14 protein-coding genes and 1 tRNA gene are annotated in these 12915 nt (G+C 62.1%); 5 read left to right on the forward strand and 10 right to left on the reverse strand.

Annotated elements, in window-relative coordinates; all coding sequences use genetic code 11:
• The first annotated feature begins 187 nt into the window (after window positions 1-187).
• The 3 genes from rsmD (at window position 188) to PPGU16_RS01725 (ending at window position 1855) form a co-directional block, all read left to right on the forward strand.
• Window positions 188-826 carry a 16S rRNA (guanine(966)-N(2))-methyltransferase RsmD gene (gene rsmD, locus PPGU16_RS01715; RefSeq protein WP_180721434.1) on the forward strand — a complete coding sequence of 213 codons (639 nt, stop codon included), beginning with the start codon at window positions 188-190 and terminating at the stop codon, window positions 824-826.
• Window positions 827-943: 117 nt separating this feature from the next.
• Window positions 944-1453 (forward strand): pantetheine-phosphate adenylyltransferase, encoded by a 510-nt coding sequence (gene coaD / locus PPGU16_RS01720; RefSeq protein ID WP_007579686.1) that lies wholly within the window; start codon window positions 944-946, stop codon window positions 1451-1453.
• Between the two features lie 144 nt (window positions 1454-1597).
• The gene (locus PPGU16_RS01725) at window positions 1598-1855 is read left to right on the forward strand and encodes a YfhL family 4Fe-4S dicluster ferredoxin (protein ID WP_180721435.1); all 258 of its coding nucleotides are present in this window, start codon (window positions 1598-1600) and stop codon (window positions 1853-1855) included.
• 65 nt (window positions 1856-1920) lie between these two features.
• On the opposite strand, the gene hisC is transcribed toward PPGU16_RS01725, so the two are convergent.
• The 8 genes from hisC to PPGU16_RS01765 all read right to left on the reverse strand — a co-directional run bounded on the left by hisC (window position 1921) and on the right by PPGU16_RS01765 (window position 9040).
• A complete protein-coding gene (gene hisC / locus PPGU16_RS01730; protein WP_180721436.1) occupies window positions 1921-3000 on the reverse strand; it encodes a histidinol-phosphate transaminase in 1080 nt (359 codons plus the stop codon).
• Between the two features lie 37 nt (window positions 3001-3037).
• Window positions 3038-3640: an aminoacyl-tRNA hydrolase gene (gene pth, locus PPGU16_RS01735; protein WP_180721437.1), complete on the reverse strand. Its 603-nt coding sequence runs from the start codon at window positions 3638-3640 to the stop codon at window positions 3038-3040.
• A 121-nt stretch (window positions 3641-3761) separates the two neighbouring features.
• On the reverse strand, window positions 3762-4373 hold the full coding sequence (locus tag PPGU16_RS01740; RefSeq protein WP_180721438.1) for a 50S ribosomal protein L25/general stress protein Ctc: 612 nt from the start codon (window positions 4371-4373) through the stop codon (window positions 3762-3764).
• A gap of 153 nt (window positions 4374-4526) precedes the next feature.
• The gene (locus PPGU16_RS01745) at window positions 4527-5483 is read right to left on the reverse strand and encodes a ribose-phosphate pyrophosphokinase (RefSeq protein ID WP_007579691.1); all 957 of its coding nucleotides are present in this window, start codon (window positions 5481-5483) and stop codon (window positions 4527-4529) included.
• A gap of 47 nt (window positions 5484-5530) precedes the next feature.
• Window positions 5531-5607 (reverse strand) — tRNA-Gln (locus tag PPGU16_RS01750).
• A gap of 51 nt (window positions 5608-5658) precedes the next feature.
• Complete coding sequence (ispE, locus tag PPGU16_RS01755; protein WP_180721439.1) at window positions 5659-6540, reverse strand: 4-(cytidine 5'-diphospho)-2-C-methyl-D-erythritol kinase; 882 nt, start codon at window positions 6538-6540, stop codon at window positions 5659-5661.
• Window positions 6541-6566: 26 nt separating this feature from the next.
• Complete coding sequence (gene lolB, locus PPGU16_RS01760) at window positions 6567-7199, reverse strand: lipoprotein insertase outer membrane protein LolB (protein ID WP_180721440.1); 633 nt, start codon at window positions 7197-7199, stop codon at window positions 6567-6569.
• Window positions 7199-9040 (reverse strand): tetratricopeptide repeat protein, encoded by a 1842-nt coding sequence (locus PPGU16_RS01765; protein ID WP_180721441.1) that lies wholly within the window; start codon window positions 9038-9040, stop codon window positions 7199-7201. Before PPGU16_RS01765 ends, lolB begins: the two co-directional genes overlap by 1 nt.
• A gap of 289 nt (window positions 9041-9329) precedes the next feature.
• Between PPGU16_RS01765 and mutM the strand changes: the two genes are divergently transcribed.
• Window positions 9330-10160, forward strand: a complete 831-nt coding sequence (mutM, locus tag PPGU16_RS01770) for a bifunctional DNA-formamidopyrimidine glycosylase/DNA-(apurinic or apyrimidinic site) lyase (RefSeq protein WP_180721442.1) — start codon at window positions 9330-9332, stop codon at window positions 10158-10160.
• A 7-nt stretch (window positions 10161-10167) separates the two neighbouring features.
• Window positions 10168-11271, forward strand: coding sequence for an A/G-specific adenine glycosylase (gene mutY, locus PPGU16_RS01775; protein WP_180721443.1), 1104 nt, complete (start codon window positions 10168-10170; stop codon window positions 11269-11271).
• Between the two features lie 14 nt (window positions 11272-11285).
• On the opposite strand, the gene PPGU16_RS01780 is transcribed toward mutY, so the two are convergent.
• Window positions 11286-11921 carry an LON peptidase substrate-binding domain-containing protein gene (locus PPGU16_RS01780; RefSeq protein ID WP_180721444.1) on the reverse strand — a complete coding sequence of 212 codons (636 nt, stop codon included), beginning with the start codon at window positions 11919-11921 and terminating at the stop codon, window positions 11286-11288.
• 64 nt (window positions 11922-11985) lie between these two features.
• On the reverse strand, window positions 11986-12879 hold the full coding sequence (gene rapZ, locus PPGU16_RS01785; protein WP_054929656.1) for an RNase adapter RapZ: 894 nt from the start codon (window positions 12877-12879) through the stop codon (window positions 11986-11988).
• Between the last annotated feature and the right edge of the window lie 36 nt (window positions 12880-12915).

Genomic DNA, 12915 nt, shown 5'->3' on the forward strand with positions numbered 1-12915 from the left:
ATGCGAAGCGCTGGAAGCCGCACATTTTATCAGGCGCGTCAGGCGGCGTCGTGAGCGCCGGCACCTGTGCACCGCCGTAGTGAACTTTGGCGAAGGCGGCTGCGCGCGTGTGGTAACGTTGGCGCTCCGGCCCCCCGATCGGATAGGTATCGACGATCGGCGGGCGCACGCTCAACACACGAATCGCATGTCCCGTCCTTCCCCTTCCCGCGCAAAAACCGGTGCAAAACACGGCGCAAAAAGCGCGCCTTCCGGCCGCGGCCAACCGCACACTATCCGCATTATCGGCGGCGACTGGAAACGCACGCCGCTGCCCGTAATCGATCTCGACGGCTTGCGGCCGACACCCGACCGCGTCCGGGAGACGCTGTTCAACTGGCTCGGCCAGCGGCTCGACGGCCAGCGCTGTCTCGATCTATTCGCCGGCAGCGGCGCGCTAGGCTTCGAGGCCGCGTCGCGCGGCGCGGCGCGCGTGCTGATGGTCGAACGTAACGCACGCGCGGCGGCGCAACTGCATGCAAATCAGGCCAAGCTGGCGGCGTCCGCAATCGAAGTCGCCGAAGCCGATGGGTTGCGCCTCGCCGCGAGCCTCGCGCCCGGCTCGTTCGACGTCGTGTTCCTCGACCCGCCGTTCGGCGAGGATCTGCTCGATCGCGCGCTCGAACTCGCTGCGCCGCTGATCAGCGCGGATGGCTTCCTGTATGTCGAATCCGGTGAATCGCTCGATACCGCCGGACACCCGGCGCTCGAAGGCTGGTCCGTGGTACGGCAGGGCAAGGCAGGTGCTGTCCACTATCATTTGCTGCAGCGCGAAAATGAGGAATAATGCGCGTTCCATAACAAGCGCCGGACGGCTTGCCGTTACGCGCGCGGTGTCGTCGTCAGACGAGTCCTGCGGGGCGTGTTCCGGCACGCCTTCTAGTCTGTAGAGAGGAGAAATCCCATGGTTGTCGCCGTGTATCCGGGTACGTTCGATCCGCTCACGCGCGGTCACGAAGACCTCGTGCGTCGCGCATCGAGCATTTTCGACACGCTGGTGGTGGGCGTAGCGGATAGCCGCAACAAGCGGCCATTCTTTAACCTCGAAGAGCGGCTCGAGATTGCGAACGAAGTGCTCGGCCACTATCCGAACGTTCAGGTGATGAGCTTCAAGGGGCTATTGAAGGATTTCGTCCGGGTCAACAATGCGCGCGTGATCGTGCGCGGACTGCGCGCCGTGTCGGACTTCGAATACGAGTTCCAGATGGCGGGCATGAACCGCTACCTGCTGCCCGACGTCGAAACCATGTTCATGACGCCGTCCGATCAATATCAGTTCATCTCGGGCACGATCGTCCGTGAAATCGCGCAACTCGGCGGGGATGTGAGCAAGTTCGTGTTCCCGTCTGTCGAAAAGCGGCTGCAGGACAAGGTCGCCGTGCTAGAAGAGGCGCGCGCCGCCGCCAAGCCGTGATCCTCGCGCGCCTGACGGCGTAGCGCGTGCGTCGTCCGTGATAACCGGACACTCAGCGTGGTCTGTCCGTCAGGCGTAAAATTGCGGATTACGGAACGTTAGCCGGCATGCAAAGCACGCGTGCCGGCATGAAGTGAGAACAGCATGGCCCTGATGATTACCGACGAGTGCATCAATTGCGACGTTTGCGAGCCCGAGTGCCCGAACGACGCGATTTCGATGGGCCCGGAAATCTATGTGATCGACCCGAAGAAGTGCACCGAATGCGTTGGCCATTTCGATGAGCCGCAATGCGTGCAGGTGTGTCCCGTCGAATGTATTCCGCGCAATCCGGAACATCTGGAGACGCAGGATCAGTTGATGGAGAAGTACAACGGGTTGCAGGCTGCGAAGAGCGCCTGATTCATCTGAAGCGGCGCGCCGTTCGTGACACGAATCAGCGCGCCGTTTGTATTGTTGTCGGCGCTTTAGCCGACGTACCCGCCAAGGATATCCTTCAACGCATCCAGCAGCGTATCGCACTCGGCATCGGTGCCGATTGAGATGCGCAGATGCTGATCGATGCGCGGCAGCTTGAAGTGCCGTACGAAGATTTCCTTTTCCCGGAGTTGCGCGGCCAGCGTCGCAGCGTCATAGCCTCCATGCCGGGCGAACACAAAATTTGCCGACGACGGCACCATTTCGAAGCCCAGCGCCGTCAGTTGCGCCGTCAGCCGTTCGCGGCTCGCGATGACCTTTCCGGTGCACTCACGGAACCACGCGTCGTCCTGATATGCCGCAGTTGCGGCGGCCTGCGCGAGACGGTCGAGCGGATACGAATTAAAGCTGTCCTTCACACGGTTCAACGCATCGATCAACGCGGCATCGCCGAACGCGAAGCCCACGCGCATTCCGGCAAGCGAGCGGGACTTCGACGTCGTATGAACGACGAGAAGATTCGGATACTTGCCGATCAGTGAAATCGCAGATTGCGCGCCGAAGTCCACATACGCTTCGTCGATCACGACGACTGAATCCGGATTCGATGCGACAAGTCGCTCGATATCCGAAAGCGGCAGGGCATGACCCGTCGGCGCGTTGGGATTGGGGAAGAGAATGCCGCCGTTCGGTTGCGCATAGTCGTCGATGCGGATCTGGAAGGCATCGTCGAGAGGAATCGTCCGATACGCGACGTCGTAGAGACGCGCGTAAGTCGGATAGAAGCTGTATGTGACGTCCGGATAGAGAATCGGCTGTTCGTGCTTCAGAAGCGCCTGAAACACAGTGGCGAGCACTTCATCCGAACCGTTGCCTGCAAACACCTGATCCACCTTGAGACCGTGATGCGCAGCGACGGTCTCGCGCAACATGCGCGCCGTCGGATCGGGATAACGGCGCAGCGACTCGGCGGTCTCGCCGAGCTCGCTACGAATCGCGCTCACGACGGCGGGCGAGGGCGGATACGGGTTCTCGTTGGTGTTGAGCTTCACGGGATGCGCGAGCGCGGGCTGCTCGCCCGGCACATACGGCGTCAACCGGTGAACGATATCGCTCCAGTAGCGGCTCAAGTTCTGCTCCTCTGTGGGCTATCTCGCGGCGTGCGGGTCAGGGATTGCGATGCAGTTGCATCATCGCGCGTTCGAGTTCGCCCTTGACGACGGTCGGCATCACCGCGAGCGCGCGTTCGATCGACGCGTCGATCACGTCCTGCTCTTCCCTGCGCGGCGGCTTCAGCACGAAGTTCGCGACGTCGGGCTTCGCGCCCGCGCGTGCGCTTTCGGGAATCAGGTCGCGCGGATGACCGATGCCGATGCGCAAACGCCAGTATTGCTGGGTCGACAGATGCGCGGAAATGTCCTTGAGGCCATTATGCCCGCCGCTACCGCCGCCGAGTTTCAGCTTCACGGTGCCGGGCGGCAGATCGAGTTCGTCATGCGCGACGAGAATCTGATCCGGCAGGATTTTGAAGAAATGCGCGAGCGCGACGACCGATTGACCCGAGCGGTTCATGTACGTCTGCGGCTCCAGCAGATGCACTTCCTCGCCATACAGGCGCGCTTTCGCATAGAAGCCGTGAAAGCGCCGCTCGTCGCGCAACGTCGCGCCGGCTTCGCGCGCAAGTTGGTCGACGAGCCAGAAGCCGGCGTTGTGACGCGTCGCGGTGTATTCAGCGCCCGGATTGCCGAGCCCGACGATCAGCTTGATCATGTTCGAGTGGACCACGCAACATGGCACGCGGCCTGGGAAAAATCGAAAAAAAACCCGCCGGGGCGAACCGCGGCGGGTTACGTCGACCGTTCCATTGAAACGGATCGAGAGGATAGCGGCTTTATTCAGCAGCCGGCTTTTCGCCTTCAGCCGACGCTTCTTCCGACTGGGCACCAGCAGGAATCGGCGCCGAAACGATCACCGGGTTTTCTGCGACGAGGTGCGCAACCAGTGCGACGCCAGCCGGCAGAACGATGTCCGTTGCGTGGAGCGATTGACCTGCTTCGATCTTCGCCAGATCGACTTCGATGAACTCCGGCAGAGCGGCCGGCAGACATTCGATTTCGATTTCGTTGATGACGTGCGAGATGATCGCGCCACCCGTCTTCACAGCCGGGTTGGTTTCCTGGTTCATGAAGTGCAGCGGCACCTTCGTGTGCAGCTTCTTCTTCGCGTCGACGCGCTGGAAGTCCACGTGCAGGATGATCTGACGGAACGGGTGGTATTGCACGTCGCGCAGCAGAACCTGTTGCGACTTGCCTGCCACTTCCAGGTCGAGGATCGACGAGTGGAATGCTTCTTTCTTCAGTGCGTGCCACAGCGCGTTGTGATCGAGTTCGATCAGTTGCGGTTCGCCAGCGCCGTACACGATGCCCGGGGCCTTGCCCGAGTTACGCAGGCGGCGGCTCGCACCCGTACCTTGCAAATTACGCTCGAAAGCGACTACTTTCATTTGAATCTCCATTATCTGCCCGCGACCAGGCAGTAAAACGGGTCTTGCTACCCTCGACGGGCTGAAGACCCCAGACAAACCGGCATGAACCTTCGTTCGTTCACGCCAAATGCAAAAGCGCCGCATTCATCATGCGGCGCCTTCGCGAATACTTTAGCCTTCCGCGAACAGCGACATCACCGAGTCGCCGCGACGGATACGCGAGAACGTTTCGGCCAGCAGACCCGCGCTGGTCAGCGAGCGGATCTTGGTGCACGAGCGGGCTTCTTCGCTGAGCGGGATCGTGTCGGTGACGACGAGTTCGTCGAGCGCCGATGCAGCGATGCGCGGGCCCGCGCCACCCGACAGAACCGGGTGAGTCGCGTAAGCGAACACCTTCGTTGCGCCGCGTTCTTTCAGCACTTGTGCTGCCTTGCAGAGCGTGCCCGCCGTGTCGACCATGTCGTCCATGATCACGCAGGTACGGCCGTCGACTTCACCGATGATGTTCATCACTTCGGCGACGTTCGCCTTCGGACGACGCTTGTCGATGATGGCGAGATCGCAGTTCAGCTGCTTGGCCAGCGCACGGGCGCGAACCACGCCGCCGACGTCCGGCGACACGACCAGCAGGTTCTCGTGATTCTGCTTGCGCAGATCGCCGAGCAGCACGGGCGTGGCGTAGATGTTGTCGACGGGAATGTCGAAGAAACCTTGAATCTGGTCAGCGTGCAGATCCATCGTGATGATCCGCTCGACGCCAGCGATTTCCAGCATGTTCGCCACGACCTTCGCCGAGATGGCAACGCGCGCCGAACGCGGGCGTCGATCTTGACGGGCATAGCCGAAGTAGGGGATGGCTGCGGTGATCCGGCCAGCGGATGCGCGCTTGAGCGCATCCACCATGATCATCAGTTCCATCAGATTGTCGTTGGTCGGCGCGCAGGTGGACTGGAGGACGAAGACGTCCTTGCCACGTACGTTTTCCTGAATCTCGACCTGGATCTCACCGTCCGAGAAACGGGAGACCATTGCTTTGCCGAGGGGAATACCGAGGATCTTGACGACTTCCTGTGCAAGCGCCGGATTTGCGTTGCCAGTAAAAACCATCAGGCCGTCATGGCTGCTCATCATGCACCTGCTTCAGGCTGTGGGAGGCGAGGAACTGCGAGAATTTTTGGCAGGGGAGGAAGGACTCGAACCCTCGAATGCCGGAATCAAAATCCGGTGCCTTAACCAACTTGGCGACTCCCCTACACTAACTTTGAGCTTCACTGAACGTGTAGGCCGTTCAGTGCCGCGAAACTTATGCCGCGAAAGCAAAGAGTGGATGCGTATCCAGACTTGCCGTTACTGCGCTATTCCATTCGACTGGCAGTTTGGCTTGCGCCGCGACCGCTTCATCTTGACTACGGAACGCTGCAAAAACGCTTGCGCCTGATCCTGTCATCCGCGCCGGCGCGATGTTATCAAACCATCTAAGCACCTGCGCAACTTCCGCGTATTTTCCCACGACAACTTGCTGCATGTCATTCCGGCCGAAACTATCAGGCCATTCTGCGCTGCAACTTTGCTGTGCAAGAAAGTCCGTAATTATGAGAGCCTTTGTATCTCTTGTCAACGCTTTTTCTGAAAAAATTGCTGACGTTGGAACATGAACTCTCGGTGTCACCACCAGAAAGTGGCGCGGCGGCAATTGTACATGCTCGAGTGCTTCTCCGACACCCTCTGCGAATGCATTTTTTCCAAAAACAAAAAATGGCACATCGGCGCCGAGCTTCAATGCGAGCGCCTGAAGCTCCGCACGCGGCAAATCAAGCTTCCATAGACGGTTCAGCGCGAGCAGTGTCGTCGCTGCGTCGGAGCTGCCGCCGCCAAGGCCTGCGCCCATCGGCAGCACCTTGTCGATCTCGATGTTCACGCCCAGGCGCGTGCCTGTGTGTTCCTTCAGCAGCTTTGCCGCGCGAACGGTGAGGTCGGTGTCGGCGGGAACATCGGCGATTTCGGTGCCGCGCGTGATTGCGCCGTCGTCGCGACGCGTGAAGTGCAGCGTGTCACCCCAGTCGAGCAACTGGAACACCGTCTGCAGCGCGTGATATCCGTTCGGCAGACGCCCGGTGATGTGCAGGAAGAGGTTCAGCTTCGCTGGAGCGAGACAGTCGCGCAGCGAGTCGTTCGTTTCGATCATGAGTCTTTGCTAATCGCGCGTGCGGGTTACTGGTCGAGCACGAGCTTGATGTCGAGCGGTGGTTCGGTGCGCGCGAGATTCACGCGCTTGACGCCGGTTGCAGGCGCATCGGCATAGGCGATGTAGTCGATCGTCCAGCCGTCCTGTTGAATTTCCTTCAGACGCGTGTCCTGCTGCGGATCTTTCTCGGTCTTCGCTTTCGATGTCGGCGCAACCGATGGCTGCAGCCAGTAGCGCAGCCCTTCGACAGGCAGCGCGAAGCCGAGCGCATTCTGCATCAGCGTGGAGACGTTATCGGCCGTGAGCGGCTGACGGTTCGGCAGTTCGAGCGTGGCGGCCGACGGCGACGACGTGACGATCGCCATTGTCTGTCCGAGCGGGTTGCGCAGTTGCAGCGTTACGGTGTCACCGCGTTCCTGCCAGTCGAAATTGCCGTACGCATTACGCTGCTGGCCGTTCTGGTCGACGTACTGAACCGCGAAGCGGCCGTGATACGCGCGGCTCGTCTGCGCGGTGACGGCGGTCGCTGCATTCGACGTGGACGGACCTTGCGGCTTGACGGACGCGCAGCCCGACAGGGCGACGATGGCTGCGGCTGCGAGACCCAGCGCCGCGCGGCGCGGCGCTGGAAAGGAAAACACAGGAAAAGAAAAGTGCATCAGAGATCGTTCACCTGAAAACGTTTAAGCGTTTTGACGAGCGTATCGTTGTCGGGTTCGAGCTTGCGGGCATCGCGCCATGCCGCGCGCGCCTGATCCTGGTCGCCGCTCTTCCACAGCACTTCGCCGAGATGCGCGCCGATTTCGGCGTTCGGTTGCAGGTCGTAGGCTTTGCGCAGCACCTTGATCGCGTCGTTGGTATCGCCGAGCCGGTACTTGACCCAGCCGACGCTGTCCATGATGAACGCGTCGTTCGGCGATAGCGCCAGCGCCTTCTCGACCAGCTTGTCCGCTTCCTGCAGCCGCTGGTTGCGGTCCGCGAGCGAATAGCCGAGCGCGTTGTACGCCTGCGCGTTGTCTGGTTGCGTGCGCATCAGCTTGCGCAACTGCGTTTCCATCACGTCGAAATGGCCGTTCTTCTCGGCGGCCATCGCGTAGTCGTAGGTGAGATCCGGGTCGTCGGGGAAGTCCGTCGTGGCCTGCGCAAGACGCGCTTCGGCCTCCGGGTAGCGCTTCGCGTCGAACAGGATCGCAGCGTCGGTGCGCGCGATCAGCGCCTGCTCATGCGGGTCCTGCGTGCGAATGCCGGCGAGCAGCTTGCGCGCGTCGTCGGATTTGCCGTCTCTTTGCAGCAATTGCGCGCGCGTGATCTGCGCGGGAATGTACTGGGTGCTCGTGGCGGGAATCTTGTCCAGCCAGCGGTTCGCGCCTGCCGTGTCCTTCTGTTCCAGCGACAGCTGCGCGAGATAGATATACGCCTGACCCGGATCGGCGCCCGGCGTCTTCTCGGCCTTTTGCGCGTATTGCTGCAGATAGTTCTGCGCTTCCGGCAGGTTCTTCTGCTGGATCTTGATGAGCGCGAGCGCCATCAGCGGCGTCAGATCGTTCGGGTTGTCCTTCTGCATGAACTCGAACTGCTTCTGCGCGTCGTCGAGGCGGTCGCTGGCCAGATACATTTGCGCCAGCGCAAGCCGAGCCTCATGCGACTTCGGATTCGCCTGCACGTATTTCTCGATCGACGCGATGCCTTCCTTGCGCTCTTCCGGTCCCATCTGCGACAGCATCAACGCAGCGGGCAGATAGTCGGGCTTCAGCTTGAGCGCCTGTTCGAGCGACTTGCGCGCGCCGGGCGCATCGTCGGCGATGAGTTGCTGACGCGCGATCGCGAATTGCGCTTCCGGTCGGTTCATGTCGTTCGCGACCAGATCCTGCAGCACGTGCAGGCCGCCGATGCGATTCGGCCCGCGCGAGATCAGCAGTTGCAGCGCGAGAATGCCGTTGCCGCGGTTTTCAGGCGGAATCTTTGCGAGTTCTTTCGCGAGCATCGGCTTCGCGTCGTCAGGCTTGCCCGACAACACCAGCAGCGACGCATCCAGTTGCGCGGCGCGTTCCGATTGCGGCGCATACTGTTGCCACAATTGCGCAGCCGTCAGCGCATCCGACGGGCTCTGCGCGGCGAGCGCGATTTCCGTCGCGCGCTGCGCCATGCGCGGGTCGTGCGTGTCGCGCGCGAGCGAGAGATAGGTTTGATACGCGGGCGCGGGCTGATTGCGTTGCAGCGCGACTTCCGCCGCCAGCACCTGGAATACGATCTGGCTCGTCAGCGCGACGCTGGGCAGATTGGCTTTATCTTCGGCGGAATCGGGGCCGAAAGCATCCTGCACGGAGACCGTGTTGTCATCCGAATCGGGCGATTGATCCTGCGCATGCGCGGGCAATGCGCCGAGCGCCCAGACAGCCAGCGCGGCCACACCCAGCAGCCGGCGTGCGGAAACGGCGTGCGGCACGCCATTCGCACCGGTCCGGCGCTTCAAAAACTGCTTAACGATGGACAGGTTCATACATATCCGTTCAATGTTTCAGTCGATTGTAACGCGCTCGCTACAATAAGCGCATAACCGCGGACGCAAGTTGCAGACCAGTCGCGCCCATTCGCGCCGATAACGGGCTTACGGCCGCAAAGGCGCGCTCCGCCGATTGCAAAATCCTTTGTGCGGCTGGCCGCCTGAGGGCAATTCGCCGCGCCATATTCCCTGTGGATACGTCCGGTATCCACTTCGTTCCAATTTTTGCGCCCGGTCATTCCGACGGCCAGCGCAAGCTCGTTGTTAGCGATACCAGGCCCTGAACATGCCAGAGTTACCAGAAGTCGAGGTTACCCGACGCGGAATCGAACCGTACGTGGCGGGACACCGTGTCAAGCGCGTCGAAGTGCGCACGCCCATGCTGCGCTGGCCGATTCCGCCAGGTTTTGCCCGTCTGCTGCAGGGCCGGCTCGTTCACACGGTGGCGCGGCGCGGCAAGTATCTGCTGTTCGAGATCGACGAAGGCTGGTTCATCGTGCATCTCGGCATGACGGGGACGCTCAGGGTCCTGCGCAACGTGCCCCATCCACCGGCAGCTGCGAAGCACGATCACGTCGACTGGGTTTTCGACGACTTCATTTTGCGCTTCCGCGATCCGCGCCGCTTTGGCGCTGTGTTATGGCATACGCGCTCGGCGGGCGACGTTCTCGAACATCCGCTGCTGGCGGATCTCGGAGTCGAGCCGTTCGCGCCGTCGTTCTCCGGCGCGCTGCTGCATCGAAAGACGCGCGGACGGAAGATTTCGGTGAAGCAGGCGCTGCTCGCAGGCGATATCGTCGTCGGCGTGGGCAACATTTACGCATCTGAAAGCCTCTTTCGCGCGGGTATCCGGCCGACCACGGCTGCCGGCCGCATCTCGCTCGTACGTTACGGTCTGCTTGCAGACGCCGTGCGCGTGACGCTTGCCGCCGCGATCGAGAAGGGCGGCAGCACGTTGCGCGATTTCGTCGGCAGCAACGGCGAGAGCGGATACTTCCAGCTCGACTATTTCGTCTATGATCGCGCGGGTCTGCCATGCCGCGTGTGCGGCACGCCGATCAAACAGATCGTGCAGGGGCAACGCTCCACTTACTACTGTCCGACCTGTCAGCGCTGATCCGTTCATGTCCGTTCCTGCCTCCACGACTGCTATTCCTACGATACCCACGCTGTCCGATTTCTCTGTGCGCCTGATCGCATGGCAGCGCGAACACGGCCGTCACGACCTGCCGTGGCAGAACACACGCGACCCGTACCGCATCTGGCTGTCCGAAATCATGCTGCAGCAGACGCAGGTGTCGACGGTGATCCCGTACTACGGGCGTTTTCTCGCGCGTTTTCCGGATGTTGCCGCGCTCGCCGCCGCACCCGCCGACGACGTGATGACGCTATGGGCCGGCCTCGGTTACTACACGCGCGCGCGCAATCTGCATCGCTGCGCACAGGTCGTCGTCGAGCAGCATGGCGGGCGGTTTCCCGAGTCCGTGGAAGCGCTCGCGGAGTTACCCGGTATCGGACGATCGACGGCGGCCGCGATTGCATCGTTTGCCTTCGGCGCGCGCGCGACGATTCTCGACGGCAATGTGAAGCGCGTGCTGGCGCGCGTGTTCGGTGTCGAAGGTTTTCCGGGCGAGAAGAAAGTCGAGAACGGCATGTGGCTGCTGGCCGAATCGCTGCTGCCCGTGAATGCGACCGACGCCGACATCAGCGCCTACACGCAGGGCCTGATGGATTTCGGCGCGACGCTGTGCGCGCGCGGCAAGCCGGATTGCGTGCGCTGCCCGTTCGCCGTCGATTGCGTGGCGAACGTGACGGGGCGTCAGCGCGAACTGCCGGCGGCGCGCCCGAAAAAGACGGTGCCGACGCGCCGCACGTGGATGCTGCTGCTGCGCGACGGTGACACGGTGATGCTCGAAAAACGCCCGCCGTCGGGCATCTGGGGCGGCTTGTGGAGTCTGCCGGAAGCGGCGGATGAAGCAGCGCTCGCGCAACTCGCGCGCGACTTCGGCGCGACGGAGGGCGTGTCGCCGCTCGCACCGCTCACGCACATATTCACGCACTTCAAGCTCGACATCGAGCCGCGCATCGCGGAGTTCGATCGTGCGGCGAAAGCCACGAGCGCGCGCGATGCCGACACCGTATGGATGTCGCTCAACGAACTGGACGCGTATGGCGTGCCCGCGCCCGTGCGCAAGCTTCTCGAAGGCCTGCAGGGTTCGCTGATCTGAACGGCGAACGCCGGCTACAGCAGCTGATGCTGCTGCATGTAGTGATGCACGATGTCGATCCGTGCGCCGGCGTCCTGCAGTTCCATCAGCTTTTGACGCGCCTTCAGCGCGATGGGCAGCACTTCGGACAGGCGGTTCGACACCCACGTCGGATCGTCCAGCCTGAACGGCTCGAGGAACGGCAGGCTTTCGGCATCGCGCTCGCGAATCGTCGCGATGATGCGCTCCAGCACTTCCGCACACGCGCCGAACTTTTCCTCGTAATGCGTGCCTTCTAGCGGTACGTCGCTGCCGATCAGCTCGGCCATCCCGACGAGCAGGCCACCCTGTTCGACACGATGCGACAGCAGCCGGAACCGCTCGGTGCCGCGCGCACGAATCAGCAGCATGCCGAACTCGTCGACATCGCAAACGTCGATTTCCGCGAGGCAACCGACGCTCTCCGGCACGGACGGCTCATCGGGCTGGGCGACTTCCCCGCCGCTTTTCAGCAGACACACGCCGAACGATGTGTTGTCACGCAGACAGTCGCGCGCCATGTCGAGGTAGCGTGCCTCGAAGATTTTCAGCGGCAGCAGTCCATCGGGAAAAAGGACGGTGTGCAAAGGAAACAGCGGCACATCGGCAAGCACGGACGGTGTAGAGGACATGGCGCAACGCTTCGGTTAGGGCCGCCGCTGCGAGCGACGGCCGGTCGGGCCACCATCGGGTAACTCAGGCGACCAGTTTCGATGAGTCGTCGACGTTGATCGGCGCATCGCGATGCCGCACTATCACGTTTGCTTCACTCGCGAAACGCGCGGCGAGCGTTTCGGCGATGAATACCGAGCGGTGCTGTCCGCCCGTACAACCGATTGCAACGGTCAGATAACTGCGATTGTCGTCGCGGAAATGCGGCAGCCATTTCTGCAGGAACGACTCGATGTCGCCGATCATCTGCTGAACGACGGGCAGTGCATCGAGGAAATCGATGACGGGCTTGTCGAGTCCCGTCAGCGGACGCAGCTCGCGGTCATAGTAGGGATTCGGCAGCGTGCGCACGTCGAATACGAAGTCGGCGTCGAGCGGTACGCCGCGCTTGAAGCCGAACGACTCGAACATCAACGCGAGTCCCGTGTGCTCCTGCTCGATGAAACGCTTGACCCACGCGCGTAAAACGTTTGCCCGCAAGTTGCTGGTATCGATCTGATGGCCGAATTCGGCGAGGCCCGCGACGAGTTCGCGCTCGCGTTCGATCGCTTCGGCAAGCGACGTCAGCACGCCGACGTCGGCATCGTGCGCGGGCGAGCCCGACAGCGGATGGCGGCGGCGTGTTTCGGAAAAGCGTTGGATCAGGGCCTGCGTGCTGGCGTTGAGGAACAAGACGCGCACGTCGTGCTGGCCGGCGAGATCGCGGATCATTTGCGGCATGTCGTCGAGCGAGGCGCCCGAGCGCGCGTCGATCGCCACCGCGAGCCGGTCCTGGCCGTCGCCCGCGAGGTAAGCGGCGAGTTCTGGCAGAAAGCGCGGCGGCAAATTGTCGACGCAGTAGTAGCCCGCGTCTTCGAGCGCGTTCAAAGCGACAGACTTGCCGGAGCCGGAGATACCGGTGATCAGGATAATGCGCATGGAGTCGTGGAATCCGTTGGGTTCATCATAGCATCC

The sequence above is a fragment of the Paraburkholderia largidicola genome, assembly GCF_013426895.1.
Taxonomy (GTDB): Bacteria; Pseudomonadota; Gammaproteobacteria; order Burkholderiales; family Burkholderiaceae; genus Paraburkholderia; species Paraburkholderia largidicola.

Bases quoted from the DNA above. Each gene is read 5' to 3' on its own strand.
- rsmD (WP_180721434.1), top strand. From the start codon at position 188: ATGTCCCGTCCTTCCCCTTCCCGCGCAAAAACCGGTGCAAAACACGGC.
- coaD (WP_007579686.1), top strand. From the start codon at position 944: ATGGTTGTCGCCGTGTATCCGGGTACGTTCGATCCGCTCACGCGCGGT.
- PPGU16_RS01725 (WP_180721435.1), top strand. From the start codon at position 1,598: ATGGCCCTGATGATTACCGACGAGTGCATCAATTGCGACGTTTGCGAG.
- pth (WP_180721437.1), bottom strand. From the start codon at position 3,640: ATGATCAAGCTGATCGTCGGGCTCGGCAATCCGGGCGCTGAATACACC.
- PPGU16_RS01740 (WP_180721438.1), bottom strand. From the start codon at position 4,373: ATGAAAGTAGTCGCTTTCGAGCGTAATTTGCAAGGTACGGGTGCGAGC.
- PPGU16_RS01745 (WP_007579691.1), bottom strand. From the start codon at position 5,483: ATGAGCAGCCATGACGGCCTGATGGTTTTTACTGGCAACGCAAATCCG.
- ispE (WP_180721439.1), bottom strand. From the start codon at position 6,540: ATGATCGAAACGAACGACTCGCTGCGCGACTGTCTCGCTCCAGCGAAG.
- lolB (WP_180721440.1), bottom strand. From the start codon at position 7,199: ATGCACTTTTCTTTTCCTGTGTTTTCCTTTCCAGCGCCGCGCCGCGCG.
- PPGU16_RS01765 (WP_180721441.1), bottom strand. From the start codon at position 9,040: ATGAACCTGTCCATCGTTAAGCAGTTTTTGAAGCGCCGGACCGGTGCG.
- mutM (WP_180721442.1), top strand. From the start codon at position 9,330: ATGCCAGAGTTACCAGAAGTCGAGGTTACCCGACGCGGAATCGAACCG.
- mutY (WP_180721443.1), top strand. From the start codon at position 10,168: ATGTCCGTTCCTGCCTCCACGACTGCTATTCCTACGATACCCACGCTG.
- PPGU16_RS01780 (WP_180721444.1), bottom strand. From the start codon at position 11,921: ATGTCCTCTACACCGTCCGTGCTTGCCGATGTGCCGCTGTTTCCTTTG.
- rapZ (WP_054929656.1), bottom strand. From the start codon at position 12,879: ATGCGCATTATCCTGATCACCGGTATCTCCGGCTCCGGCAAGTCTGTC.